The sequence below is a fragment of the Sulfolobus tengchongensis genome, from assembly GCF_036967215.1.
GTDB classification, from domain to species: domain Archaea; phylum Thermoproteota; class Thermoprotei_A; order Sulfolobales; family Sulfolobaceae; genus Saccharolobus; species Saccharolobus tengchongensis_A.
The window spans coordinates 2,691,605-2,715,753 of record NZ_CP146016.1 but is presented as its reverse complement, the minus strand read 5'-3'; the positions used below and the strand labels follow the sequence as shown (position 1 = coordinate 2,715,753).

30 protein-coding genes and 1 pseudogene are annotated in these 24,149 nt (G+C 38.0%); 11 read left to right on the top strand and 20 right to left on the bottom strand.

The features are described 5' to 3' along the window. Window positions 1-119 precede the first annotated feature (119 nt). Complete coding sequence (locus tag V6M85_RS13740) at window positions 120-563, top strand: hypothetical protein (RefSeq protein WP_338601293.1); 444 nt, start codon at window positions 120-122, stop codon at window positions 561-563. Here V6M85_RS13740 and V6M85_RS13735 read toward each other — a convergent pair. The 4 genes from V6M85_RS13735 to V6M85_RS13720 all read right to left on the bottom strand — a co-directional run bounded on the left by V6M85_RS13735 (window position 541) and on the right by V6M85_RS13720 (window position 4,849). After that, window positions 541-3,642, bottom strand: coding sequence for an ATP-binding protein (locus V6M85_RS13735; RefSeq protein WP_338601290.1), 3,102 nt, complete (start codon window positions 3,640-3,642; stop codon window positions 541-543). The two genes, V6M85_RS13740 and V6M85_RS13735, sit on opposite strands and share 23 nt — an antisense overlap. Before the next feature lie 184 nt (window positions 3,643-3,826). After that, entirely contained in the window at window positions 3,827-4,129 is a 303-nt protein-coding gene (locus V6M85_RS13730; RefSeq protein WP_338601288.1) for a hypothetical protein, read from the bottom strand. 46 nt (window positions 4,130-4,175) lie between these two features. Then, the gene (locus V6M85_RS13725; protein WP_338601285.1) at window positions 4,176-4,502 is read right to left on the bottom strand and encodes a hypothetical protein; all 327 of its coding nucleotides are present in this window, start codon (window positions 4,500-4,502) and stop codon (window positions 4,176-4,178) included. A gap of 23 nt (window positions 4,503-4,525) precedes the next feature. Further along, window positions 4,526-4,849 (bottom strand): hypothetical protein, encoded by a 324-nt coding sequence (locus V6M85_RS13720; protein WP_338601282.1) that lies wholly within the window; start codon window positions 4,847-4,849, stop codon window positions 4,526-4,528. Window positions 4,850-4,968: 119 nt separating this feature from the next. Between V6M85_RS13720 and V6M85_RS13715 the strand changes: the two genes are divergently transcribed. After that, window positions 4,969-5,169 (top strand): hypothetical protein, encoded by a 201-nt coding sequence (locus V6M85_RS13715; protein ID WP_338601280.1) that lies wholly within the window; start codon window positions 4,969-4,971, stop codon window positions 5,167-5,169. A 40-nt stretch (window positions 5,170-5,209) separates the two neighbouring features. Here the strand turns inward: V6M85_RS13715 and V6M85_RS13710 are convergent, their stop codons facing one another. From V6M85_RS13710 to V6M85_RS13685, 6 genes and pseudogenes are all read right to left on the bottom strand, one after another. Continuing rightward, the gene (locus V6M85_RS13710) at window positions 5,210-5,704 is read right to left on the bottom strand and encodes a hypothetical protein (protein ID WP_338601279.1); all 495 of its coding nucleotides are present in this window, start codon (window positions 5,702-5,704) and stop codon (window positions 5,210-5,212) included. A gap of 93 nt (window positions 5,705-5,797) precedes the next feature. Next, window positions 5,798-6,439: pseudogene (locus V6M85_RS13705) on the bottom strand (IS200/IS605 family accessory protein TnpB-related protein); the annotation flags it as partial. A 10-nt stretch (window positions 6,440-6,449) separates the two neighbouring features. After that, window positions 6,450-7,754 (bottom strand): transposase, encoded by a 1,305-nt coding sequence (locus V6M85_RS13700; RefSeq protein WP_338601276.1) that lies wholly within the window; start codon window positions 7,752-7,754, stop codon window positions 6,450-6,452. Further along, the gene (gene tnpA / locus V6M85_RS13695) at window positions 7,741-8,151 is read right to left on the bottom strand and encodes an IS200/IS605 family transposase (RefSeq protein WP_338601252.1); all 411 of its coding nucleotides are present in this window, start codon (window positions 8,149-8,151) and stop codon (window positions 7,741-7,743) included. The genes V6M85_RS13700 and tnpA (V6M85_RS13695) overlap by 14 nt, the downstream gene beginning before the upstream one ends. A 252-nt stretch (window positions 8,152-8,403) precedes the next feature. Continuing rightward, entirely contained in the window at window positions 8,404-8,601 is a 198-nt protein-coding gene (locus V6M85_RS13690) for a hypothetical protein (protein ID WP_338601274.1), read from the bottom strand. After that, window positions 8,582-8,929 (bottom strand): SWIM zinc finger family protein, encoded by a 348-nt coding sequence (locus tag V6M85_RS13685; protein WP_338604831.1) that lies wholly within the window; start codon window positions 8,927-8,929, stop codon window positions 8,582-8,584. Before V6M85_RS13685 ends, V6M85_RS13690 begins: the two co-directional genes overlap by 20 nt. A gap of 116 nt (window positions 8,930-9,045) precedes the next feature. Here V6M85_RS13685 and V6M85_RS13680 point away from each other — a divergent pair, with 116 nt between their 5' ends. Both V6M85_RS13680 and V6M85_RS13675 read left to right on the top strand, forming a co-directional pair. Then, entirely contained in the window at window positions 9,046-9,213 is a 168-nt protein-coding gene (locus V6M85_RS13680) for a hypothetical protein (RefSeq protein ID WP_338601271.1), read from the top strand. A gap of 1 nt (window position 9,214) precedes the next feature. Further along, on the top strand, window positions 9,215-9,637 hold the full coding sequence (locus V6M85_RS13675; RefSeq protein ID WP_338601268.1) for a conjugal transfer protein: 423 nt from the start codon (window positions 9,215-9,217) through the stop codon (window positions 9,635-9,637). On the opposite strand, the gene V6M85_RS13670 is transcribed toward V6M85_RS13675, so the two are convergent. Continuing rightward, the gene (locus V6M85_RS13670; RefSeq protein WP_338601265.1) at window positions 9,615-9,893 is read right to left on the bottom strand and encodes a hypothetical protein; all 279 of its coding nucleotides are present in this window, start codon (window positions 9,891-9,893) and stop codon (window positions 9,615-9,617) included. The genes V6M85_RS13675 and V6M85_RS13670 overlap by 23 nt on opposite strands. A gap of 107 nt (window positions 9,894-10,000) precedes the next feature. On the opposite strand from V6M85_RS13670, the gene V6M85_RS13665 reads away from it, so the two are divergent. The 3 genes from V6M85_RS13665 to V6M85_RS13655 are packed head-to-tail and all read left to right on the top strand — an operon-like array spanning window position 10,001 to window position 13,274. After that, on the top strand, window positions 10,001-10,285 hold the full coding sequence (locus V6M85_RS13665) for a DUF4364 family protein (RefSeq protein WP_338601263.1): 285 nt from the start codon (window positions 10,001-10,003) through the stop codon (window positions 10,283-10,285). Further along, a complete protein-coding gene (locus V6M85_RS13660) occupies window positions 10,282-11,670 on the top strand; it encodes a ParB N-terminal domain-containing protein (protein WP_338601261.1) in 1,389 nt (462 codons plus the stop codon). The genes V6M85_RS13665 and V6M85_RS13660 overlap by 4 nt, the downstream gene beginning before the upstream one ends. After that, window positions 11,661-13,274: a helicase C-terminal domain-containing protein gene (locus V6M85_RS13655; RefSeq protein WP_338601258.1), complete on the top strand. Its 1,614-nt coding sequence runs from the start codon at window positions 11,661-11,663 to the stop codon at window positions 13,272-13,274. Before V6M85_RS13660 ends, V6M85_RS13655 begins: the two co-directional genes overlap by 10 nt. 58 nt (window positions 13,275-13,332) lie before the next feature. Here V6M85_RS13655 and V6M85_RS13650 read toward each other — a convergent pair whose 3' ends face one another. The 3 genes from V6M85_RS13650 to tnpA (V6M85_RS13640) form a co-directional block, all read right to left on the bottom strand. After that, on the bottom strand, window positions 13,333-13,860 hold the full coding sequence (locus V6M85_RS13650; RefSeq protein WP_338601256.1) for a hypothetical protein: 528 nt from the start codon (window positions 13,858-13,860) through the stop codon (window positions 13,333-13,335). Window positions 13,861-13,974: 114 nt separating this feature from the next. Next, window positions 13,975-15,279 carry an RNA-guided endonuclease InsQ/TnpB family protein gene (locus V6M85_RS13645; RefSeq protein ID WP_338601254.1) on the bottom strand — a complete coding sequence of 435 codons (1,305 nt, stop codon included), beginning with the start codon at window positions 15,277-15,279 and terminating at the stop codon, window positions 13,975-13,977. Further along, window positions 15,266-15,676 (bottom strand): IS200/IS605 family transposase, encoded by a 411-nt coding sequence (tnpA, locus tag V6M85_RS13640; RefSeq protein ID WP_338601252.1) that lies wholly within the window; start codon window positions 15,674-15,676, stop codon window positions 15,266-15,268. The genes V6M85_RS13645 and tnpA (V6M85_RS13640) overlap by 14 nt, the downstream gene beginning before the upstream one ends. A 55-nt stretch (window positions 15,677-15,731) precedes the next feature. Here tnpA (V6M85_RS13640) and V6M85_RS13635 point away from each other — a divergent pair, with 55 nt between their 5' ends. Next, on the top strand, window positions 15,732-16,025 hold the full coding sequence (locus V6M85_RS13635; protein ID WP_338601249.1) for a winged helix DNA-binding protein: 294 nt from the start codon (window positions 15,732-15,734) through the stop codon (window positions 16,023-16,025). A gap of 46 nt (window positions 16,026-16,071) precedes the next feature. Here the strand turns inward: V6M85_RS13635 and V6M85_RS13630 are convergent, their stop codons facing one another. The 6 genes from V6M85_RS13630 to V6M85_RS13605 all read right to left on the bottom strand — a co-directional run bounded on the left by V6M85_RS13630 (window position 16,072) and on the right by V6M85_RS13605 (window position 22,838). Further along, a complete protein-coding gene (locus V6M85_RS13630) occupies window positions 16,072-16,515 on the bottom strand; it encodes a hypothetical protein (RefSeq protein WP_338601246.1) in 444 nt (147 codons plus the stop codon). Window positions 16,516-16,526: 11 nt separating this feature from the next. Further along, the gene (locus V6M85_RS13625) at window positions 16,527-18,287 is read right to left on the bottom strand and encodes a hypothetical protein (RefSeq protein WP_338601244.1); all 1,761 of its coding nucleotides are present in this window, start codon (window positions 18,285-18,287) and stop codon (window positions 16,527-16,529) included. A gap of 36 nt (window positions 18,288-18,323) precedes the next feature. Then, a complete protein-coding gene (locus V6M85_RS13620; protein ID WP_338601243.1) occupies window positions 18,324-19,502 on the bottom strand; it encodes a hypothetical protein in 1,179 nt (392 codons plus the stop codon). 747 nt (window positions 19,503-20,249) lie between these two features. Then, the gene (locus V6M85_RS13615; RefSeq protein ID WP_338601228.1) at window positions 20,250-20,801 is read right to left on the bottom strand and encodes a hypothetical protein; all 552 of its coding nucleotides are present in this window, start codon (window positions 20,799-20,801) and stop codon (window positions 20,250-20,252) included. Beyond that, entirely contained in the window at window positions 20,788-20,937 is a 150-nt protein-coding gene (locus V6M85_RS13610) for a ribbon-helix-helix domain-containing protein (RefSeq protein ID WP_338601225.1), read from the bottom strand. The genes V6M85_RS13615 and V6M85_RS13610 overlap by 14 nt, the downstream gene beginning before the upstream one ends. Window positions 20,938-20,942: 5 nt before the next feature. After that, the gene (locus V6M85_RS13605) at window positions 20,943-22,838 is read right to left on the bottom strand and encodes a VirB4 family type IV secretion system protein (RefSeq protein ID WP_338601223.1); all 1,896 of its coding nucleotides are present in this window, start codon (window positions 22,836-22,838) and stop codon (window positions 20,943-20,945) included. A 133-nt stretch (window positions 22,839-22,971) separates the two neighbouring features. Here V6M85_RS13605 and V6M85_RS13600 point away from each other — a divergent pair, with 133 nt between their 5' ends. The 3 genes from V6M85_RS13600 to V6M85_RS13590 all read left to right on the top strand — a co-directional run bounded on the left by V6M85_RS13600 (window position 22,972) and on the right by V6M85_RS13590 (window position 24,020). Next, complete coding sequence (locus tag V6M85_RS13600; RefSeq protein ID WP_338601220.1) at window positions 22,972-23,163, top strand: hypothetical protein; 192 nt, start codon at window positions 22,972-22,974, stop codon at window positions 23,161-23,163. Window positions 23,164-23,171: 8 nt separating this feature from the next. Next, window positions 23,172-23,378: a hypothetical protein gene (locus V6M85_RS13595; protein ID WP_338601218.1), complete on the top strand. Its 207-nt coding sequence runs from the start codon at window positions 23,172-23,174 to the stop codon at window positions 23,376-23,378. Between the two features lie 396 nt (window positions 23,379-23,774). Continuing rightward, a complete protein-coding gene (locus tag V6M85_RS13590) occupies window positions 23,775-24,020 on the top strand; it encodes an ArsR family transcriptional regulator (protein ID WP_338601215.1) in 246 nt (81 codons plus the stop codon). Window positions 24,021-24,149 lie beyond the last annotated feature (129 nt).

The window sequence follows — 24,149 nt, the reverse complement described above, 5'->3', positions numbered from 1 at the left end:
AAAACTCTAACTAGATAAATTTGGTTGTTTTAAATTATCTTAATTTTGTTTGTCTTTTCTTAGCGAGAGAATAGCATACTGGGGTTTATAAAGATATGATATTGTAGTGGTGGGTAAAAATGAGTGAGAGTAACCAGAATAATGAAAATGTGGTTAATCAAAATCAGAATATAACAAACAATAATCAAGTTAAGAAAAATAAGGTAGTGAAGAGGGAAAAGAAGGTAAAGAATAATGAAGATTACTATGTTTTTATAATGCCAGAGAAAGCAAAGTCGTTAAGAACTATTGTTGAACAAAGGATAATTGAGATAATCAGAGAAGAACCACTGATTCATGAAAAAGAGCTAATTCTAAAATTGATAGCTAGGGATCCTAAGGTTAAAGAGTACTATGTGAAAACTCAAGATATTAGCTACTTGCAATTTATAATATGGGATATGGCTAAACAAGGGATAATTAAGAAGGCGAAAATGCTTGGCGATAAAAAACATGTCTATTTCTTTTTGCCCGAGCAAGAGGAAATGCTAAAAGAGAAGTTCATAAAGGTTCCAAAGAAATAGTGTAATAGTCCAGGTCTCCTATCTTATACCATATTTCATTTTCTTTTACCTCAATCTCACTTACTAGATCTTTAATTGCTTCAAGGTCGTCAATCTCACTCTTTCTTACTTTATACGCATTGTTGTTTAGCTTCACAATATAGTATTCTGAGTTTTGTGTGACAACTTGTATTGTTACATCTTTTATGCTGATTGTCTTCTCTTCATGGCTAGGAGCTGTGATTTGGTTCTCTTTATCAGTATTGTTTACCGGGGAGTAAACCGTAGTTGTTTCTATCTGTTCTTCCTCAGTTGTTCCAGTTTCTGTTATCTCCTTTGCATTTTTCATGTCTTGTGAAAGTGCCGTTACTTGTTTTTCATTATTTTGGTTTACCGGGGAGTCAATCGTATTTACTTCTATGCTTTGTTTATTTTTGACATTAGATTTTCCTAATTCTTTCTTCTCTTCTTTTTCTCTAATCTTTAATGCAAATATCTTTACTTTCTTTTTCTCTTCGTCAGAAAGCTGATTATAAAGTTCCAGCAATTTGTTAAAGCAAGTCTCAAGTGTCCATGAATGTACTTCAGAAAAGTCCTTCACACTCTCTTTTCTGAAATTATGAATGACTTGCTCAGGATGAGTCTCAAGTTCGTTACAGCTTTCTATCTCTATTGCTATCGCTTTCTCATAATCTACGTTATACGTAGATTTATTTATTGGTAATGCAACTAGATCAGGTCTTGCTGTTAGTTCTCTACTTTGCCTTACAGTAGTGACGTAATAGCCTTTCTTCATATACTTCAGCATAACTTTCATTGCAATTTTTCTGCCTTCACTTGACGGGGCCACAGTTTTTACATCTCCGAAAAGACCTTTACCATAGCGTAATAATTTTTTGTTCTTCACTTTCTCTACGCTAATATAACCAGCAGCTTCTAGCTTGTTTATTACATTTTCTATTTTATCCCTATCTATCCCTATTCTTTTCAGTAAATCTACAAGATAAATTGAATGTTTTTCCCCATCGGCAAACCCTTCATATATATTGTGTAACACTACTTGCTCAAGGACGTTAGGCTTTTCGATGTACCTAAATAGAGGATTAACTAGGCTAGTAACGTCTCTGTTTTCAATTGTTGTTTTGTACTTCTCTTTCATCCTAGCTATTACTTTGTCTAACTTATCCTGGTCAAACTTCAGTTCTGTGTAGTCGAACTTTATGCGGAAGGGAGAAGCAACATCGGTTGATTTTCTCGGCATAACAAACATTACAGCCTCACCTGGAGATAGCGTTGGCAAAACGCTTTCAATCTGGCTAGCATACCCTGGATCTACTTGGGATAAGTTCTTAGCATCATTTCCTGCAGTCCTCATTAAAACCTTTATTGCAGTATTGGAAAAGATCGATTTCAAAAGGTCTTTGACTTGATCTGTATGCTGATGGGCTAGTATTAAATGCATTCCAAACTTTCTAGCCTGGCTTAGGATAATTTCGAGTATTGATAAATCACTGATAACTTCAAACTCGTCAATTACAGTCAAAACTGGAATTCTTTTCTGCCTTAATGCTGCTCTCACTAACGCTGAGTACCATAATTTGTAAATCCATCCCGCGATCATGAGGAAGGAAGCTTTGCTTCCTATTTGGGCATTAGATGCGTTAATGACCACGAGATTTCCTGGCTCAAGGACGTTTTTGATAGAATCATTAGAGAATAATTTAACTAATAGAGGATTAGTAGCGTATTCCTCAAGTCTCGATAGTGCTGAAATATAACTAGTTTCTTCTAACTCTTGGAATTGGGCTAACTTTTCTTCCCACTGAGGATCCTTAACGGGTAGATCTATTTCTCCACTCCTCAGCTTCATAATCACGTTGTATAAATCGCGGAATGTGGGACTCCTTGTTTTCATGTACAAGATCTTTAATGCGTTTATGACGATATATTCGACATATACTGCTCCTGCCTTTAATGAAAATAATTGCTCAAAGATCTCCTTTACGTTAGATTCAGCCAATAATAAAGCTTGATCTTGGGGTATTTCATCTGGCAGACTTAACGGGTTAACAGATACCGTAGCTTGAGCTGGGTCTACGTAGATAAGCTTTTCGTAGTCAGCCATACTACTGGCTAGCTGTTCGGCGAAATCTCCGTTAGGATCCACAATAACAGTCACACTCTCTGGATATGCCTTCATGAACCTAGTTACTATTGTCGCTATGGCAGATGTCTTTCCAGCCCCTGTTCCACCTATGATATAAGAATGCCTCACCAGATCTTCCAATTCTAATCTTACTTCTTTGCCGGTTTCGGGGTTAACACCAATTTTAAACCCAGAAGGTCTATCTGGGATAATTGTTGGTAATTGCGTTCCTCTGGATGAAAGGACTGGTATTGTTGCAGCATTAGGTATAATAAGAAGGTGATCTAATGAAGATCTTTTAAGATGTAACCATTTCTTTTCGTTTAATATAGCATAAAGGTATGATAGTGAAATGTCTTTAGTGTAGAGTTTCGTCACATCTGTTTTGAACAGCGGGATTTCGAAAAATAGTGGATACATAGAATAAGAAGAGAGTAAAGCAGTGAGGCTCTTTAATCTCCTTCTGTCGTTATCGAGTAAATAAAGGTCAATAAGGTACAAGGAATCTTTAATCTTCTCCCTCATGTTGTTTATTATTATCTTATGCTTCTCACTATACTGGGCTAGTTTCTGAAGCTTATTAATTCGTACAAAATGCAATTCATGAAGCGATGGTTCAAGCTTAAAGATAATAAAAATTCCCTGTCCAGGCTGGAGTTGGGCTAATAGGTTATTTAAGTCTTGAAATTCTAAGTCCTCATAGAAGTGTTTTTCATGCTTTAAGAAAGCTCTGGCGTAATAATTAAATTGCGGTAATTCTGCGTCTTTAACACCAAAGAGGTTTCTAATGTTCTCAACAGTAGCATTAGTCCGCAGATAGAGGTGTAATATATTTTCGTCCCTATAATATAGTAAAGCAAAATTATTGCCTAGGATTCTTAATAGTTGGTCAGTATTGTACTTTACATCGATCTTTGGGAATATCTCATAGAATTTGTAAAACTTATTAAACATTCATCTCACCAGATGGAGCTTAATCAGTATCTTCAAGAGGAATAGAGCAATTTTTTCCTTTATTCCGAATCGGATTTGCTCTACAATGCATGCATCATAATCAACGATAGGATCCCTGCAGAGACTAGAATCACCCCTATCCCTATCTCTACTATTCTTTCTATCGTTTCTTTTCTCAAACATTTCACCCCACCTTCGCTAAGATCAGCATAATCAGAAGAAAACCCCAACCTGCTAATAGAAAATATCCTATGATTTTCTTCAAAGCCGTCATAAATGATAGAATCAAATATATCGCTGTTAAAGGAATTAGCCATGCAATTAGAGACGCATATTCAGTAGCAATAGTAGGATCTTGTGTAAAAATTGTTACTTGTAGGAAGTGTGCTATGCCGTTGACTAGATAGTCATAGAATACTACTAAATAATGGATTACTGTAGAAGCAAGATTAGAGCTTGAGAGATTTGGTATGTTTGGGGTACTCATCAACAAAAAAGAAGTGTAACTTTAAATAGTGGGAAAATTGGAGAGTTTAGAGCGCTCCGCTCAATATGGCCCATCCGAAAGTCAATATGAAAGCGCCTATAATAGCGCCCATGAGCATTTTTTTGAAGCCGTCACTTATTCCAGCACCTCGTGCAACTTCAAACACAGCAAAGATTATTGCCCCTGCTACTAATATCCAGGCAGCATACATTGCGTACCCTAGGAGTGTCGTGAAATACTGTGCGCCTTGGAATTGTGTTGGTTGGATATTTAAATTTGGTGCGCTTTGTGCCCCTGCTACTAGGCTTATTGTTATAGTTGATAGAGATAGTAGGGAGAGCCAGATTCTTGAAGTTTTTATCAAGCGGTACATCTCAACCAATAAAAGTAGTAAGCTTATATACTCCCCCTTAACGAGTTATATTTTCTTTTTACCATCTTGAATATTTTCCTCCACCTAGATCTTGCTTCGTCCATTGCTAGGATGAAATCAAGATGTCTTATTCCAAACTCATACTTATACAAAAGATAAACAATAGAGGCAAGTGACACAAAGTTTACATTGATTTTTAACTTCTTCAGCAGATAGACTGCTCTTTCTAATTGCCAGTTCTTCAACTCTATCTGTAGTTCCTGAAGGTAGAATGCTTTGACTCTCATCATTATCTCGTGTTCGTATCTCATCTTGTCTGTAAGCAGAATAGCGTGTTGTCTAATCATCAGATGATTTAAAGTAAAATAATTTAATTTATCTTACTTTATGTAACGTAATTGAAAAAATTAACGAATACGGTCGTAATGTAATACCAAAACTACTTAGGAAAACCTGATAAGGGCTTATGATGACAGGATTTTGTCTAATAATGAAAAAATATGTAGTTGAATTTGAAGGAGAAACGGAAGAGTTAATACGTCTACTAAAACTCGTTAAGGGAAAAGCAAGAGCTAGACTCGTAATTGAGATCGAGAACCCCTCCTTTTATGCGATCATCAACAGACATTATAAAGATTTGATTATAAGAAAATTAGAAGAAAAGTGAAGGAAATCTAAAAAAATTTCTTGGTTTACTGGGGAGTAAACTAAGAATAGTTTGTTACGTCTATAACGATGGTAATATTCCCGTAGTAGCTTTCGTCTGGATAGAATACGGTAATGTTGAGATAGGCAGTCTCACTTGGTTTAATTATAAGACCTTTTGACACATTATACTTGAATACTATAGGATACACACTCACATTATCTACTATTACTGTTGTGTTCTGATTCATGTTCTGTAGCGGTATACTTAACGTGAATGATTGTCCATTAATTCCAATTTCATTGATATATGGAAATGTTAGTGAGACAGTAACATTAGGGTCTGTTGTACTGACGTTTGCATATCGTACTATTGATTCATAGCTAGTGTAGGGAGGTATTGTGAGATTAAAGTATATACCAGAGTAGTTATAGATAAGATATTCTGGCACTGCGGTCTTAGGGATTAGGAAACATATAGCTTCTACCCTAGAACCTTTTTGTGTAATATAAGGAATGTAATTATTACCAACTTTATAATAAATCCAATATCCCATTAATTGTTGCCACTGATATACTCCTTTTGTTGTGTATAGATAGAAATAATTTTCTGCTGACTTCCTCCCCGCCCTAAAGGGCGAGGGTTCCCCTCATCGGTTCGGGACTACATCCCTCATTTGAGGAGCAGTCGAGAGGGCCAGAGACCCCCTCCCATTTAGGTTCATAATCGCAATAACATCACGGTCATTCTCATAACCGCAAGACGGGCACCTAAACCACCTGTACCCGACTTCTCTCATCTTAGCACCACATTTAGGACATAAAACGGAGGAATACTTTGGATTGATGTACTCGACGATCATACCGTGTTTCTTTGCTTGCCATTCAATCCAGTACTGAACCCTACGATACTGCATCAAATATAATTTGTCCCTGAACTCAGATGATAGTTTGTCAACATGTTTAATGAGGTTCTTCAGGTTCTCTAATTTAATAACGTTCGCGTCTAACACCCTAGCTATATCAACTACCCACTTCCCTACCTTTCTTGCGAAATCCTCCATTATCCTCCTAGCTTTTGCATGAAAGTGCCTTGTTCTGTTCAGTATCCTTTCGTTCTCCTTCCACCTCCTTGGGTACTTCCTCATCAGAGCTTCAGCTAATAACTTCCAATGATAAACATCATATAACCTAGTGGGTATCCTAACATAATGAGTATCATCCTTACCAACAACAATCTCATTCATGTTAATATCAACAGCAACACTACCCTTAGGCTCTACACTGACCTCCTTTCCCGCCCTAAAGGGCGAGGGTTCCCCTAGGGCGGTTCATAGGTTTGTGGTTTACCGCCTTCATTTTCATCACTTCATAGCTAGTGGGTGCTTTTTGCACCCACCCCGCTCCATTCGTCCAGCGGTAGACCACGGGCTGGGCCTTCAGCCCATTACCCCTATCCCTCGCTAGGGGTTGCCCTCTCCCCCTAGCTCCTCGGGACTCGGGGATATGTAGAATATTCATTGCACCATTTAAGTCCGCATTTATTACCTTCCCCGTGCGGGGACACTTAAAGAGACCACGTTTAATACGCCCATTTTCATGGGCTTCCCCGCACAGGGAACAAGTTTTTGAAGTATACGCCTCATCAACCTCAACCACATCTATACCAACTTCTTCCCCAACCTCTTTAAACCTCTTGATAACATAGCCGTAATTCCAGAAGTTAACCGTTAGTTTGTTCCCGCGACGCCTTGCTATGTCTTTCGGATGCCCTACTACAAGTCTACCTACTCCTTTCTCCTTCAACAGCTCCATTGTCTTCCTCACCATACTGTTCAAAGCGTGTTTGAGGAACCTTTTCCTCTTCTCAAATAAGAGTTTTAGCTTCCTACTCCTCCTCTGCTTATGCCTTGCTAGGGTCTTTTGTATGATTTGTATCTTCTTGCTATAATACTCGTACTGGGATAGGACTAAGCCACCTTTGAATAAATACCATGATCCGTCTTCGACGTAGACGGTAGCTAGGTTAACTATCCCTAAGTCTATAGAAGCTGTTAAATTACCCTTCTCTGCTTCATGTTCAAACTCTACGGGTATATGAGCATACCACGATTTCCTAGCCTCATCGTATATTATTTCTAACCTACCTTGTTTTCCCTTCCACTTAAGCTTGCCCTTGAACTTGAGGGTGAGGTGGAAGTCCTTTAGGTAGATTTCCCTTCTTTCTTCGTTTATCACGTACCTATCGTTCCTAATAACGAGGACGAGCTTATACTTACCATCTTCCTTCCAGTACCTTGGAGGTCTTGGTTTGAACCAGCTCGGTAGTTTGCCTTCCTTTTTCATCTTTATTAGTGTGAAGAAGCTCCTCCAAGCCTCGGCGTTCTTCTTCGCTACCTGTTGTGCGTTAACTTTGAGTATAGATCTGTACTTAGCATACACAGCCTTCTCAGTCTCATTGAAGTCCACCCTCTTCCCTTCCCTGAACTGTTGCATCCTTAGCCAGTTAACTTCGTTCCAGCACTTCGCGGTGGCTATTGCTAACTCCTTTAACCTTTCGTGTGTTTTCTTGTCTAGGACTAGTTTAACCACGTTAGCCCTCTTCACCCTCTTTCGCCCATTGCTCTTCTATGTACCTCTTTATTGTCTCGTTTGATATGTTACCAGCAGTTGATACGAAGTAGCTCCTAGTCCACAACTTCCCGTTAGTGTACTTCCTCAACTCTGGGAATTTTTTGAGTATTAGTCTTGCTGATTTTCCTTTGAAGTAGTTTGCTAGGTATGATGGCGCATATCTCGGTGGGCAGTTGACGAAGAGGTGGATGTGGTCTGGCATTACTTCTAGGGCTATTACCTCGCAATCAAGCTCCTCAGCAATAGACTTTAGTACCTCTTTAGTATATTCAGCTACTTCACTCGCTAACAATTTCCTGCGGTATTTCGGTATCCATACGAAGTGGTAGTTGCAGAGGTATTTTACATGCCTAGTTGATTTATATTCCACACTCTAAAGTATTCAGAAGATTTTAAAAACTTTACCCCGCCCTGAAGGGCGAGGCTTGTCGTTCGTTTTGTCATAAAACCCTATGAAAGCCCGACCCCCCATTACCCTTAAACACCAGTGTTAGTTATGAAAAAGATAAGGAGCAGGGTAATAGAGCCAGAAACTAACGAGATTATTATACTTAATAATAGTGAGGAATTACACAAACTGTTTGATGATCTCAAAAAAGAGAACGAAGCAGAATAAAAACTCCTAACTTATCATTTTTTCGATTATCTGTCTCACCTGTCCCTTCACTTTACTCAGCTCTTCTACCGCTTTAGTATCTTCCAATTCGAATACTGCAAAGTTCGTAATCTCATCTAAGTTAAAGTAGATCTGGATTAACTTCACTAACTCTTCCCATCTCTTCAAATCCACTTCAATTTGCTTAGCTTTTATACAGCTCAACCTCCTCTTTACCCCAACTTGCAATTTCTTCTTCCTCTCTCAACATTTCATTCCTTGCCTTCTCTATTTCATTCCTTAGTTCAGTACTAGTTAAGTCCTCTAATGCTCTGATGTGCCAGCATTTATGTTTGAATGTATATCCCTCACAATCGCAACTGCTTTTGATAACTTTCATTGTTATGGGGTCTATTACTAGCCTAGTATAGTGTGTTAAATTTGGTCTGGACTTACTTTCTATATCTGCACTTACGATTACACCTTCACCTAATGTGTAAAAAACATCTATTCTCTTAATCATGGATTTTGAGGGGATTTGTGTGGAAATCATGTTTGTTCTAAAAACTATAACATAGAACATGTATTTAAAGTTATTTGTTCTAAAGCATAGAACATAGAACAGTAAGTAAAGTTATAGCTTTAGAAGTAAGTATTTAATTTGAGAGTATGTCGGAGAACATTAAGCTCGTAAGAAAGTATTTGGCAATAGATGAGAATAGGAATATTGTGGCTGAGGGCAATTCGTGGGAGGAAGTTGAGGAGATTATGAAAAAGAAGGGCTATAAAAGGAGTCAGTATGATATTTTAACGGTAGTGAAGCAAGAGAAGAGTTAGTATGAATAAAGAAATAGAGATCCCTTTCGTTAATGCTGAGGGATACTCAGTACCTTTAATAAAAGTAAGGATGGAGTGTCCTAAGTCTGGAGAAGATGTTTTGATATACGCATTACCAGATAGCGGTAGTAGATTTTCTTTAATAAATAGGAGAACGTTAAACGAGTGTTTTAATAATCTAGAAGATCATTACTTTGATACCATCATATTAACAAATCTAAATTTACATACAAAAAGGTATAAATTAAAATTTCATTTCTTAGAGCTAAATAAAAATGTTGAAATACCAGTTGCAGTAGCCGATTTCGGTGTATATGAAGGAGTTTTTCCTAGCCTTATTTTAGGTAGGGAAGATTTCTTTTCAAAGATGTTGATATGTTTTGACAGAAACGTTAGATTAATCATAAAGGTGGATGATTCTTAACTAATACTTCCATAATTTCCTTTATTCTTATGGCTACATATTTTCCATCATCAGTTAGATAAACTAGCCTTCTTCTAGGAAATGTGTTTTCTCTTTCCTCTCTTATTAACTTATATTTCTGGAGTTCTTCCAAAGCTCTGAGTGCGGGAGTGTTATTAACTTCGGCTAAATCTATCAATTCCCTTATAGTTATACCGTCTTTTTTGAGTAATGCGACCAATAATTTTTGGGCGGTCTCTGAAAGTGTGTAATCCATTCCATGTTATACTTTATATATAATGTAATAAGACTAAGTTCTTTGCACTAGATTTTATAACATGTAACTTTATATATTTGTTCTAAAAACTATAACATGGAATAACCATGTTAGATCCGCTCTCTAATGAAGCAAAAATACTCCTAACCCTAATAGATAAGAAAAGCAAAAGCAGAAGACAAATATCGAAAGAGACTAATATACCATACCAGACAGTAGCAAACGTAATAGCTAGATTAGTAGAATACGGATTTGTAGAGCTTGAAAGAATAGAAGATAACGAGAAGTTCTATAAAATTACTGAAAAAGGAGCCAAGGAGCTTTCTGAATCTGTAAGTAAGGAAAGGAAAGACATAGAAAAGTTACTGAAGATCACGGAGGTGGTTCAATGAGTAAGCTGAAGGAGTACAAAACGATTTCTATCGATCTCATTAAGGAAGTTGAGGAGTTTAAGAACTTCATACCGGAAAATAACATGTATGATAAGATTAAGGAGGACATAGCTAAGAATGGGATAAAAGTACCGCTCATTGCTAATCAAAATTATGAGCTGATTAACGGATACACTCGCCTAAAGATAGCCAGAGAGCTGGGAATTAAGGAAGTTCCAGTAGCTATTTACGAGACTGATGGAAGAGCTGATGAATACGATTTACTGGTATCTACAAATCTTACTCAAAGGCAATTAAGCAGGGCTCAAGCATTAGCATTGATCGAAAAAGCAGTAGAGGAAAAGATGAAAATGCTAAAAAATAATCAGAGTGACAATAATAATTCTAAAGAGACAAAAGTTGAGTCTCCCCAGACTCAACTTAGCTCGAATAACAGAGAAAAAATTGAAAAAGTTACAAATAATGAGAGTAAAGTTGAACGGGGTACCCGTTCAACTTTTAGCAATAATGAGAAAAAAATTCAAAGCCTCACTGATTTAAGGAATGCTGTAAAAGAAGAGCTAAAGAAGTATAACGTAAGGATCGATGATAGAACATTAGACTACTATATAAGGATTAAGGAGAATGCACCTTGGCTAACCGATTATATCCTAAAAGGAAAACTGGGAATAGATCCTGCCTACAAAATCTATACTAAACTTCAAGAAATGGGCTTATTAGACGCAGTAGCTAAGTTACCTCCTTATGAGAGGAACGCATTACTAACTGATGGCAGAAAGATAATATTGAATGGAAGGAAGGACTTACTGGAGGAGATAGTAAACCATAGAATGGCAGTCTCACAAGCTATTAGCAAATTAAAGACCGATGAAAAGGTAGAGAAACTGCAAAAAGCCAAGAAAAGTAGTAAGTCCAGGGTAAAGGAAGACTTAGGTGAAACTAATGAGGAAGAGGAGGATGAAAGTGAAGAAGAGGAGAGAGAGTTAGATGAAAATGAAGAATATCCGCTTCTCGAGGAGTGGAAGAAGGCTAATGAGGAACTAAAACAAGAGGAAGAAGAAAAACAACAGTTAACTCCCCAGTTAAACGGGCAACTCTTAGTAAAACAAGAGGTAACTGAAAGTAAAACCCAGAATGATTTCCTAAACGACTTAAAGACTAAGGGGTTTGCAGAACTACCGTTAGAAATAGCACTAATTAAGGTTGAAGGGAAATGCTACGCAATAAACGTAGGAGCTTTACGTGATTTGGAGCAGGGACTTCCAGAGAAGTGGAAGGATCTTGAAGCCTTCTTGAACAAATACGGCATTATAATCCCGGATGAGGTTGAAGGAATCTACGTTATCCCGTGGAAACTGTTAGGAAGGTGTAGTGAATGGAAATAACTTTGAGGGAATGGCAGAAACAGAAATTTGATGAAGCTTTGAACGCTTTAAAGACTAAAAAGACGCTCCTTCTCAATGTAACTACCGGAGCCGGAAAAACACTATTTACACTACTGTTAGGTAAAGCACTGCATAAGAAGATCCTATTCCTCACAAGAACGCATAGTGAGTTTGAGGCAGTGAGGAGGGAAGCGGAGAGATTAGGGCTTAAAATAACCTACTTATTCGGAAAGAACTCCGTATGCCCTTATGCTACCGATGATATCAAACCTGAGGACATAGAGTGCAGGGAATGTGTTTTAAGGGATAAAATTAAGGACTTAAGCGGATTAAAGCCATCGCAAATACTCCAATTAAGTAAAGACGCTTCAGACTTTTGCCCCTACCACTCTCTTAGGGCTTTAATAACTAAGGTAGACGTTATCGTAGCTTCCTACATGTACTTCTTCAACCCCTTTCTGAGGAGGAAGATAGTATGCGGGTCACAAGACTGTATTAAACCGGACGAGCTCTTAGTAATTGTAGATGAAGCTCACAATTTGATCAATGGGGATGAGTGGTTTTCTAAGAAGATAGGCAAAAAGACTGTAAACAATGCATTGAAGGAGTTGGATGAGGTAGAGAGCAATACGAATAACGATTTGAGTGATGTTAGGGCATTTCTCGTAGAACTGGGTAAGTTTTTGGAAAATATAGTGGATGAGGGAGGGTGTAGGGAATTGCCTTTGTATCCTAAACCTTCAGCTGAAGTCTTACTGCAAATCCATAAAGCCTCATTATCTTACCTTAATATGATAAAAGGACCTATTAAGAGGTCTTATTTGAGGTCAGTATACGATTTCTTTAATACTGAAGGGGACACGTTTAACTGCAACGGAAAGCTCATGGTAATCCCTTCAGATACTATAGAGATGATAAAAGAGTCATTCAATTTTGCAGATAAAAGGGTATTAATGAGCGGTACTTTGCCGGATTTGGGTTTAGAAGGATATAGGATAAACGTTGAAGTTAGATTGGGGAAAGCGGAATATTATTACTGCAGTTATGTTAATTCGAGGGTCAGGTACAGGAGGGCTAACGCTGAAAAATATGCAGAAATCATAAAAAAGGTCTATGATGGGGCTTCCTCAAATATCTTGGTTTTCTTTCCCAGTTATGATTTTAAGAGTGAGGTGAAGAAGTACCTTAACGGTTTACCCGTGTTAGAGGAGAGTAAGAGGATAACTCATGAGGAAATACTGGAGCTTATGAAGGAGGGGAAATATGCGGTACTTTTGGTTATGAGGGCAAAGGAAAGTGAGGGAGTGGAGTTTAGAGATGAGGGTAATAGGAACTTATTTAGTGATATGGTGCTTGCTGGTTTGCCTTATCCAGATGTCAGTGATGCTTTAATTAAGAGAAGAATTGAGAAACTATCTAAGGTTACTAAGAAGACTGAGGAGGAAGTTGCAAAGGAACTTACACTAATTACTATAAAGCAGACTATCGGCAGAGCGTTCAGGGATCCTAACGATTTTGTAAAAGTATATCTCTGTGATTCAAGGTATAAGGAGTACTTTTCTGACTTGGGTATTTCAGAAAAAGAGATTAAGCTTTTTGGATAAACGGATTGTTTTATTTATCGAAATAAATAAAAAATTTCGAATTAAAAAACGAATCGAATTAAATAGAACCGAAAGTCCATTGTCCTCCATATGTAAAGTTATAACTTATCTCTTTCCCATTTGACAACATTAAGAAATATGCATCTGAAGGAATTTGCGTCCAGTTTATTTGTTTATTATACACAGAAAATATTAGCAATACATAACCGTTATACTGTTTTACAGTAACGGGGTACTGACCCACACCAGAGATCGATAAAGTTACTATATTTGTTGTAACATTTTCCGCTACGGCAACATAATAGTAATATGAACCAAAGGAGGTGTTTGTAATGTTAAGGAAATATATTATATGAGCTTTTATCTCTGTGGATGTCGTTGTTGTAGATGTTGTTGTAGAACTTGTAGTAGATGTCGTTGTTGAGGTAGTAGTGCTGGTAGTAGTGGCTGTAGTCGTAGTAGAAGAACTGCTAGTAGTCGATGAAACTTGCATTGTCGACGATTTATGATTTAATAATAAAATACCTGCTACTGCAGCTATTACAACTATTATTATACCTATTGTGATTATTACCCTCTTATCCATTTTTTTCACCACCTATGCTACCTAATTTAACGTTTTCATTATTTATATTGTTATTCTCAATTGACTTGAAGAATTGTCCTATAAGTTCTGGGTTTATCTGACTTCCTCCCCGCCCTAAAGGGCGAGGGTTCCCCTAGGGCGGTTCATAGGTTTGTGGTTTACCGCCTTCACCCTCACAACTTCATAGCTAGTAGGTGCTTTACACACCCACCCCGCTCCATTCGTCCAGCGGTAGACCACGGGCTGGGCCTTCAGCCCATTACCCCTATCCCTCGCTAGGGGTTGCCCTCTCCCCCTAGCTCCTCGGGACTCGGGGATATGTAGAATATTCATTGCACCATTTAAGTCCGCATTTATTACCTTCCCCGTGCGGGGACACTTAAAGAGACCACGTTTAATACGCCCATTTTCATGGGCTTCCCCGCACAGGGAACAAGTTTTTGAAGTATACGCCTCATCAACCTCAACCACATCTATACCAACTTCTTCCCCAACCTCTTTAAACCTCTTGATAACATAGCCGTAATTCCAGAAGTTAACCGTTAGTTTGTTCCCGCGACGCCTTGCTATGTCTTTCGGATGCCCTACTACAAGTCTACCTACTCCTTTCTCCTTCAACAGCTCCATTGTCTTCCTCACCATACTGTTCAAAGCGTGTTTGAGGAACCTTTTCCTCTTCTCAAATAAGAGTTTTAGCTTCCTACTCCTCCTCTGCTTATGCCTTGCTAGGGTCTTTTGTATGATTTGTATCTTCTTGCTATAATACTCGTACTGGGATAGGACTAAGCCACCTTTGAATAAATACCATGATCCGTCTTCGACGTAGACGGTAGCTAGGTTAACTATCCCTAAGTCTATAGAAGCTGTTAAATTACCCTTCTCTGCTTCATGTTCAAACTCTACGGGTATATGAGCATACCACGATTTCCTAGCCTCATCGTATATTATTTCTAACCTACCTTGTTTTCCCTTCCACTTAAGCTTGCCCTTGAACTTGAGGGTGAGGTGGAAGTCCTTTAGGTAGATTTCCCTTCTTTCTTCGTTTATCACGTACCTATCGTTCCTAATAACGAGGACGAGCTTATACTTACCATCTTCCTTCCAGTACCTTGGAGGTCTTGGTTTGAACCAGCTCGGTAGTTTGCCTTCCTTTTTCATCTTTATTAGTGTGAAGAAGCTCCTCCAAGCCTCGGCGTTCTTCTTCGCTACCTGTTGTGCGTTAACTTTGAGTATAGATCTGTACTTAGCATACACAGCCTTCTCAGTCTCATTGAAGTCCACCCTCTTCCCTTCCCTGAACTGTTGCATCCTTAGCCAGTTAACTTCGTTCCAGCACTTCGCGGTGGCTATTGCTAACTCCTTTAACCTTTCGTGTGTTTTCTTGTCTAGGACTAGTTTAACCACGTTAGCCCTCTTCACCCTCTTTCGCCCATTGCTCTTCTATGTACCTCTTTATTGTCTCGTTTGATATGTTACCAGCAGTTGATACGAAGTAGCTCCTAGTCCACAACTTCCCGTTAGTGTACTTCCTCAACTCTGGGAATTTTTTGAGTATTAGTCTTGCTGATTTTCCTTTGAAGTAGTTTGCTAGGTATGATGGCGCATATCTCGGTGGGCAGTTGACGAAGAGGTGGATGTGGTCTGGCATTACTTCTAGGGCTATTACCTCGCAATCAAGCTCCTCAGCAATAGACTTTAGTACCTCTTTAGTATATTCAGCTACTTCACTCGCTAACAATTTCCTGCGGTATTTCGGTATCCATACGAAGTGGTAGTTGCAGAGGTATTTTACATGCCTAGTTGATTTATATTCCACACTCTAAAGTATTCAGAAGATTTTAAAAACTTTACCCCGCCCTGAAGGGCGAGGCTTGTCGTTCGTTTTGTCAGAACACGCAAAACGAAAAGTATTAACAGAAGTACAAGAAAGAGTGTTGCTTGTTTTAAGTGATGAATTCTTAACGGTAACTCAGGTAATTGATTTGACGAAGACAAATTCTTCGGCGGTGTTGAAGGCAATTAATGAGCTAAAAGAGATGGGGTTAATTGAGGAAGAAAGAGAGAAAGAGTTCCCTAGACGAAGATTCGTAAAGTTGACTGAGAAGGGGAAAATTGTTGCTCAGTACTTAAAGGAAATAGATAAAATTCTCAATGAACAATCTTGAAAATTACTCGGTTTACTCCCCAGTAAACCAAAATAAAAAAAGAAAATCACTTTTGCAATCTCACTAAGTCATGTATTATTGTTAATGCGAGAGCATAATAAAGTACGGAAAGTGTTGCTGCCATCTCCTTTTCATCAGTTATTTCTCCCTCATTATCCTCAATTTGTTTTAGCTCTGTAGCAATTGCCTCTTCTACAGTAATCCCTGGATTTCTCCTTACAATTCCGACCATATTAATTGCATAAACATCTGTCATTCTGACCAGGACACCATCGCTTAATCTCCTATAAACAGCAGTCTCTCCGTCAAATGAGTATAATTCCACATTTGGATATAATCTCCATTTCTTCCTGTTCTTGATGAGTGGCGTTTCTGCCATGTAATCATTATCACTTATTAGTAAAGTTCCATCAGGGGCATAGAGATTTTCAGGCATCTGATCGTTTCTAATTAACTCAACTGTGTCCGGAAACTCAATTGTTTCCGCCATTTTTATCACCATTATGGAGTAATCTTAGGTTTCTTTAATTTTATATTCTTTATTATATATTCTTTAGCTTCTCTCATTCTAAAGTTTAATCCGTGTGCTTTCAGAAATGCATCTATCTTATCTATTGTTTTATCTAACGTCATCTTTACGCCTTCCTTCACGTTAGCAGCAACACCAGATACAATTGCATAAGGAATCCTTTCTTGTTTTGTCACTTTTGACCAGATATCGGATCTCGCTGGCGTTATGTTCCCTCCTATTTGTGATATGCCACGTACCTGGTTCATATCAAGTCTCAAGTTGCCTGATGGTGCTTTTTGCATCGCATTAGGTGGAGGTAAGATCTCTCTGTCCGTCTTGTACTTTAATTTATCTAAGAATGATTGCTGAGGTACTGGGGCTATACCAGATTGTATTTGTACTTGTTGTTCCCTATTCCTAATTCTTCCGACGATTCCTGTAGGAGCAGCGGATGGTTTTCTGAGAATGGTGACTGAAGTACCTTGCGGTGTTGTTGTTCTTTGTATAGATTTTAATTGTGTCTGAGCAGTAGTTGACCCAGCTACAGTAGACTGACCACCAGATTGCGATTTAGGTCTTCTGAATGGTATCAAGTTCGTTCCTCCTGAAATCAAGCTAGTTGCTCCACCGAAGCCGAGCATCATTGGGAAGAAGCCGAACAACACTGGAGATGCTAAGTACAACACAGGGAACTTATTCAAGATATTTGCAAGTAAATACAACATACCAGCAGCGATTAAGCCAGCAAATCCTAGTCCTAATATGATCTCCATTAAAAACTTAGCAGCTCCTCTGATAGGAGGAAACATCCACAAAGCTGTAAATAGAGGTGCTAGTAGTATTGCTGCAGCAATTACGAAGAATCTGATTGCAGCTAAAGCTGCTGCTATGAATAATGAGAATAATAAATCTGAAGCTATATCGGCCAATGCAGGTACGAAATATCCCCCAGCAAATCCACCTGCGATGATAGCTGCTTCCACATTATCCATATTTGCGATTGCGTTTTGGATAGGTTGTGGGTTAACAAGGCTATTTGACATGTAGTTAATGATCTGAGCAAATAGAGAATATATATCTGGAATCGCATATATGAAAAGTACAGCTACAATGAGATCTTTTGACGTTCTTTTTAGTGCTTCAAACGCATCTTCTGTTTCAAAAATATAATATATTAAAGCACCTGCAGCTGCTATCCCAAGTACGGCTAAGGAAATATTCTGTGCTGTTGTATACATACTTTGAAAGCCTGGGAGAGTGTTAGGGTCTGGGAGATCGACTAACCAACTCACTGGAACTCCACCAAATGAAAAGCCAGCAACACTTATTCCTCCAAAATCAACACTTGGGGGTTGTGCGTTCAGATTTAGATTATTAACACCTAGAACTGCTGGCCCATAATTGATAGCCCAAAGCAATATTGCTGCTGTTACTAAATATCCTAATGCTTCTCTGGAATCACCACGGAGAAACATTATTGCTGATGCAATGACAGCAGTCGCAGCTGCCGCATAGATAATATAAGCAATATCACTCCAGCCAGGTATGTTATAACTTTGATACGAGATTGATGATGACAAGATTATCCAACCAAAGGCTAATATAAATGCTGCAATTACTGAACCAATAAGAAGCTTCTTCCCTTCTTCCTTGCCTAACGCAATGTATATTGCACTTAAAATAAGTCCGCCAAAAACAGCTAACCAAGCTCCATATACTCCGTAATCTATTAAAGTACCTAGGTCAATCATTTCCTCTCACCAATACAATATCATATCTTTTTATACTCATGGTATCGGGGAGAATGTCGTTTGCATTTGTATTGGACGAGATGTTATAAATTGTATAGGTGGTTCTGAATAGTTCAGCCAGAGATAGTAATTATATGTCCCGTTTACAAGTAATGCTGATATGTTTGGTGGTAGTCTGTTAGGTATAATTAATGCATCAGTTAGGACTCCGCTGTAGTTGTACGTTCCGTTTTTGATTAGAATATAGCTAATGTTCATATAGTCGAATGCTTGTAAGAGAACGCTCCCGTTAGGACTTGTAAAGTTGTGCCAGTAGTTTGTGAACTGTAGGACTGTGATCTGTGTGTATATATCAAATATTGAACCGCTTTTGATTTCTAATGAATAGACTGGCAGTATTGTTTCGTTAATTTCCCTCATCTGTGATTGAATTGAGTGTATAATTTCGAAGATCTGGAAGTCATCGAAATATTGTGATAGTGCTTTGCTTAACGCGTAATAGTATCCAACTCCGTTGGTGTAATTATTTGCGAAATTGAAACTATACACGTATTGTTGCGGTACATGGTGGAAGACCCAGGACGGTTGTTGAACTATGTTAGAATTCATTGTAACGTTCAAGTAATAGTTCACTATTACGCTCCCAGGGAAACTACCTGAAGATACACTATAGCATGAGGGGTCTACCTCGATAGTGCCTGCGTTCCATGTTCTATACAACGTTTGATTATTGTATTCGATATGATCTTTAGTGACTACGGATACATTGAAATCATAAGGAGCGCTAGTCCATTCTAACATACCGGGACTCACGGAAATACTTCTCCCAGTCTCAGTCCATGTCTGCTTGTATGTACTATTTTGCAAAGTGATCGTAGTGACGGGAGAAGTCCCGTTATCAACTTGTATTTGTAACGGAACAACCACTAGATATTCATACCAGGTGAACGTATTTACGGGTGTAATAGCAGTAGGACCTGTCGGGTAATAATTAGTGTAGTGCGTATTTCCTGACCAATAACTGTTCTCTCCCGCCCCCGCTTGGAGTTCATATGAAGCATAGACTTGCTTCTGAACCCCTGGGGGAACGGTATAGCTTCCGTAGAGGGTCTCAGGTCCGTAGGTTCCGCCATTCCATGTAAATGTTGTCGAGAAGCTCTGGTCTGCGATCACTACGCCGTTCGCTAGTAGTTGTGCAATACCTGAAACTTGCATATCATACCATCGCGTGACATAATGATACGTCACACACGATGTCGTATTACCTTCATGATTACAACGAGTAACTGAGTGCGATGATGACTTCACGAGATACATACTAGTTGTATATGAGAGATGTATCACTGCCTCCACAGTGAAAGAGTTCACGATCTTTGAAGAAACAGAAGGCGTAACGTTATCTGAGGGGGGATATGACACAATAAAAGGCTCCGCCGAGTAGAATGGTAATGATATATTATAAAAATGTATATCTGTCAAGTTCTGTACTGCCGAAAGGTAGTTTGTTGTGTTTGCTTTATTCATGTAAACAAAGCCAGCGAGATCACTGACCTCCCAGTATGGACCTGGGGCTATTTGTGTCGCATTCATTGTTAGAATGTGTATAATAGCATTGAGGATTGGCTCGCCGGATCCGTTTGAGATTAAGACGGACTTACTAAAATTCATTGTTAGCGCTGTTCGATTAATCGTAATTGGTAGTCCTGAAAAGTAAGGTTTGAGGTTTAAGCTTATCTTTGTTGCGTTTAACGAAGGAGGATTAGACGGAAGATTAGGCGGTGGAGATTGTATAACGCCGAGTTGACCCACTAAAAAACCAGCTATTAGAATTGCAAGAATAAACCAAATCATTGCATTTACGTACGAGACTCTCATTTTGTCTCAGTAGAAAAATATCACATCTTTAAATAGTGCCCCCTAGGAGTTTACTCCCCAGTAAACTGAAAAAATTCGACATAGCTGTTATGCGTTCTGCTTCTTTTCATCTTTCTTCTTCAGCCTTACAAGTCTCACCATAAGGAAGTATACTATTTCTGAAGCTATTAATGAACTCCCGATGACACCAGGGAACACTGCAAGCAGCGATATTCTATTATATAATATAAATGATAATATTAGCAAGATGATGCCAGAAGCCGTTAGCGAGATATCTATCTTCGGTATAGCTAATGGCTTTTTGGCTAAATTCTTCGTAGTCTTCTGCTTTTCTTGCTTCTTAGCTTCTTTCTTTTTCGCTGCTTCACCTTGAGGCTCTAAATAATACGATATTGCCCCTATGAGAATGTTCTCCAGCGTGAGTGACCTTTTTGGATAAACGATGAGAGCCAGTACGAAAAGGAGAATTATAACTCCGATGACTAACTTCACTCCTCCTCCCTCTATTAATTTGTATGCAATTAACCCGCCAAACAAGAAGTACATTAAATTTCTCAATGTCAGCAGAGAATTCCCGCCTAGTTTTTCGTCCAAAAAAGATAATTCTTCAATGATTAAGCTCTCTCTAATTCTCGCCATTTCTATCACCATTCAATTCGTGCAATATAATTTCTCTTACAACTTGAGAAATGGAAGCTCCTTTACGGATAGCAAGTTCATTCAGTTTCTCGTATATATTTTCATCAACGTATGTAATGATCGCCTTCTTTCTCATCGTTCTCACCATTCACCCGTAGTTTTGAACGCCTCAAATTCCTCTTTTGATGGCTGAACGTATAGTCTTAGCAAATAGTTACCCGTACGCAATATACCATGACCAGGCTCAGCTTGAAGAAGTTCTTGAGCTTCTTCATCTCTCAATGCAAATGTTTGCTTCAACACTTGCAACGACTGTGATCTCTGTCTAAGCAAAAATACTGTAGCACTCTGCTCTAATATCGTTCTGCCAGAATCGTTATTTACTACATCTGCAGGACGCTGGGTAGCAAATATTAGTCCTTTCGAGTACTTTCTAGCTCTTCTTGAAAGATTTTCTAACAAAGCCATCGTAATTGGGTAGTTAACAAATAGCCAACCTTCATCTACAAATACAAATCCTTTCTCTCTATTTGAGAATGCTTCTCTTTGAAAGATTGCTGCTAATAAGGTAGTTATGAGTGCTTTTAGTCTGGTTGCTCCTTGCCCAGATATCTCACGCAATCCAAAAACAATATTTTCAGTAGTCTCTAACTTATCCTCAGCTTCGAAAATATAGACGTCTGGAGGAGTCTTAGCAGCCTCTAAATATTTATATATTTGTTCATCTTGATTCTTTATTCTCTCTATCAAGTCAAATAGATCACTCGATTCGTCATATACATCGAACACAGCAGCTCTTAATCTATTTCTTAATGCAATGTCGTCAGGCAAATAGAATTCAGCTAATAGCTCGGCAATGTCTTCAGGATTAAGGACGTTAATTTTCGCCATTAGAACTGGATCCAAACCTAGCTTTGTACCACGTTGTACTACAATCCCTTTAAAGCCTAATATCTCTGCTAATTTCACGTATTCGTTCTCAGGGTCTATTCCCCATATCTTAATCTTGTACTTTTCTTTCATCCTCTTTAGTAAAATCTTTAGAGTCATTGACTTCCCAGAACCAGTCTCTCCTAAAATCACAATATTGTGGTTATTCCTCATATAAGGGTTAAACAGTACTGGTGATCCTGAATCTGAAAATCCTAGGAAGATCCCGTCAGCGTCTATAAGATCTTCAGAAATTAAGGGGTAGAATTCCCATGAAGCTGTTATTGTGTCTACGTATACGGGCTTAACAGTATTTGTAAAGGGAATAAAGGAAGCTACTGATGTCTCAAGATTGTATAACGCTTTCTGATAGAAAACTGGGATATCAAGATCGAATAGTCTGGATCTTGCAATTATTCTAGCTTGCATGAATTTTTGCTTAAGCTCTGCTTCATTTTGACCGTAAATAATGAGATAAGCCCATAATCTTAGGAGCTTTGCTTGTCCCCCTACAATAGCTTGTAATTGTTTCACTTTCTCTAACTTCCTTATTATTATACTATCTGTACTACCTAGGGATTCTAGCCTCTTCCTAGAACGGTCAACAGCTGAAGCAGCACTAACTGGATCCAGAGATTCCCATTTTATAACTATGTCTCCTAAACCGAAATACTCGAATAACATACCTTCAGGGGCTAAGTCTGGGAACTTGTAGAAAACTGCTGCTTGCGCTAGAGTGTTGTCCTCGAGAATGACATACCTAGGTAATGCCCTTTTTACTTTCTTTCTTGTCAGTTCACCTTTTGGATAATCTAGGTTTGCCTCTGTTATGAGGTAAAATTTATTGAAAAGCACTTCATACTCTTCGTCTTCGTATTGGTACTTAGTCTTACTTGCTTGTATATAGATTGTGCCTTTATCAACCACGTTAAGGATCTGGAGGAATTTCTGTTCTAATTGATCTCTTTCTTCATCTGATAATATTTCGAAAGGCCCAGGCTCAAGTTGATAGACATTAAGTTGTTTCTGAGGTCTTTCTTTTGGCTTCTGGGTTTTTTGCTCAGTCTTCTTTTGATTTTTACTCTTAAAGATATCTAATAATGCCATCTCAAAAGAAAAATATCATATCTTTAAATACCCCTAGGTTACAGTCTTTTAATTTTTCTCTGTTTACTGGGGAGTAAATTCGATGTTAATCGGGGGAGTTTAAAAAGATATGATATTGTCACAATGAGGAGAAATGTTAAGTCCCACAGTAGCAATAAAAATTCTTCTAATAATCCCCGCTATAATTTTCTTCTTTTTTTCCTTTGTTTATTATATACTATATCTCGCTAAAATACCTAATTTCGATACTCCATCAGTTAAAATAATTTCAGCAACTCTTCTAGCTGGTGGTGTGTTATTACTGTCATTGTATTTAGTGATTTAGAGAAGAGAATGAAATGCTACACGTCTAAATCAATATTTAGTGATGTTAGCAGATTCATAGGGTCTTTAACAGAAAGAGGAGTAAAAGAGATCGTGTTGATCTCAAATAAAGAAGACATACAAAAAACAATGACTGAAATAAAAGATAAAATAGATAAAATTGATGTTATCTTAATAGAAACTGAAAGGGACTTTAAATTATGCTATAAGTTTTAGTATTTACCCCTAGTAAAGCACATGTTAACAATTTGTTAACAATTGTTAGCATGCTGTTAACTTTTGTTAATTAATGTTAACACAATATATAAGCTGAAATTAACCCAGATAGATCCCAAGTTTTGCAAAATGGCTAGAGAGCTGATTTTTGTCGACATAGAATTTACTCCCCAGTAAACTGTAACAAATCCGTAAACTAAATTAAACCTGGTCGGATCCCCAATTTTTTGCTTGTAAAGCCTTGGTAATGCAATAATGGAAACAAGATTAAAGATTTCTTAATCCTGCTCCCCCTTTTACACTAGCTCAATTTCTGAGACGTCATATGAGCATTAAAGATTTCTTAATCCTACTTAGGGGGGTTTAAAAAGATGTGATATTATAGAGTGAGGAAATATGACTTACAAAAGAAACCTTACAGCTAAGGAAAAAATTCTCCTAGTTCTCGCTGAAAAAGGTTCTTGTTCTTTGGAAGAATTGGAAAGGTATACAGGGATTAAGAGAAATGTCCTTTTAGTACATTTAACACAGCTTGCGAAAGAAGGAATAGTATATCGCGGTTGGGGTCACTTTGGAGGTAAAACTTTCAGAAAGTACTCTTTAAAATCGAAATATAAAGAAGAGCTTAAGCTGGACGATTAAGATTTACTCCCCAGTAAACCGTTAAAATAACGTCCTATCTTGATTTTAATCAGTAGTTTGAAAATTTCTTTCCATATTTATTTATGAAAAACCTAAATGCATAACAAAACCCGTTATTCTATCCCTTAT

Coding starts and splice junctions, on each gene's coding strand:
- V6M85_RS13665 (WP_338601263.1), top strand. CDS start 10,001: ATGTTAGATCCGCTCTCTAATGAAGCAAAAATACTCCTAACCCTAATA.
- V6M85_RS13735 (WP_338601290.1), bottom strand. CDS start 3,642: ATGTTTAATAAGTTTTACAAATTCTATGAGATATTCCCAAAGATCGAT.
- V6M85_RS13590 (WP_338601215.1), top strand. CDS start 23,775: ATGACTTACAAAAGAAACCTTACAGCTAAGGAAAAAATTCTCCTAGTT.
- V6M85_RS13660 (WP_338601261.1), top strand. CDS start 10,282: ATGAGTAAGCTGAAGGAGTACAAAACGATTTCTATCGATCTCATTAAG.
- V6M85_RS13685 (WP_338604831.1), bottom strand. CDS start 8,929: ATGATTTCCACACAAATCCCCTCAAAATCCATGATTAAGAGAATAGAT.
- V6M85_RS13730 (WP_338601288.1), bottom strand. CDS start 4,129: ATGAGTACCCCAAACATACCAAATCTCTCAAGCTCTAATCTTGCTTCT.
- V6M85_RS13615 (WP_338601228.1), bottom strand. CDS start 20,801: ATGGCGAGAATTAGAGAGAGCTTAATCATTGAAGAATTATCTTTTTTG.
- V6M85_RS13725 (WP_338601285.1), bottom strand. CDS start 4,502: ATGTACCGCTTGATAAAAACTTCAAGAATCTGGCTCTCCCTACTATCT.
- V6M85_RS13605 (WP_338601223.1), bottom strand. CDS start 22,838: ATGGCATTATTAGATATCTTTAAGAGTAAAAATCAAAAGAAGACTGAG.
- V6M85_RS13710 (WP_338601279.1), bottom strand. CDS start 5,704: ATGGGATATTGGATTTATTATAAAGTTGGTAATAATTACATTCCTTAT.
- V6M85_RS13610 (WP_338601225.1), bottom strand. CDS start 20,937: ATGAGAAAGAAGGCGATCATTACATACGTTGATGAAAATATATACGAG.
- V6M85_RS13650 (WP_338601256.1), bottom strand. CDS start 13,860: ATGGATAAGAGGGTAATAATCACAATAGGTATAATAATAGTTGTAATA.
- V6M85_RS13675 (WP_338601268.1), top strand. CDS start 9,215: ATGAATAAAGAAATAGAGATCCCTTTCGTTAATGCTGAGGGATACTCA.
- V6M85_RS13680 (WP_338601271.1), top strand. CDS start 9,046: ATGTCGGAGAACATTAAGCTCGTAAGAAAGTATTTGGCAATAGATGAG.
- V6M85_RS13630 (WP_338601246.1), bottom strand. CDS start 16,515: ATGGCGGAAACAATTGAGTTTCCGGACACAGTTGAGTTAATTAGAAAC.
- V6M85_RS13600 (WP_338601220.1), top strand. CDS start 22,972: ATGTTAAGTCCCACAGTAGCAATAAAAATTCTTCTAATAATCCCCGCT.
- V6M85_RS13715 (WP_338601280.1), top strand. CDS start 4,969: ATGATGACAGGATTTTGTCTAATAATGAAAAAATATGTAGTTGAATTT.
- V6M85_RS13625 (WP_338601244.1), bottom strand. CDS start 18,287: ATGATTGACCTAGGTACTTTAATAGATTACGGAGTATATGGAGCTTGG.
- V6M85_RS13720 (WP_338601282.1), bottom strand. CDS start 4,849: ATGATTAGACAACACGCTATTCTGCTTACAGACAAGATGAGATACGAA.
- V6M85_RS13740 (WP_338601293.1), top strand. CDS start 120: ATGAGTGAGAGTAACCAGAATAATGAAAATGTGGTTAATCAAAATCAG.
- V6M85_RS13595 (WP_338601218.1), top strand. CDS start 23,172: ATGAAATGCTACACGTCTAAATCAATATTTAGTGATGTTAGCAGATTC.
- V6M85_RS13655 (WP_338601258.1), top strand. CDS start 11,661: ATGGAAATAACTTTGAGGGAATGGCAGAAACAGAAATTTGATGAAGCT.
- V6M85_RS13620 (WP_338601243.1), bottom strand. CDS start 19,502: ATGCAAGTTTCAGGTATTGCACAACTACTAGCGAACGGCGTAGTGATC.
- V6M85_RS13670 (WP_338601265.1), bottom strand. CDS start 9,893: ATGGATTACACACTTTCAGAGACCGCCCAAAAATTATTGGTCGCATTA.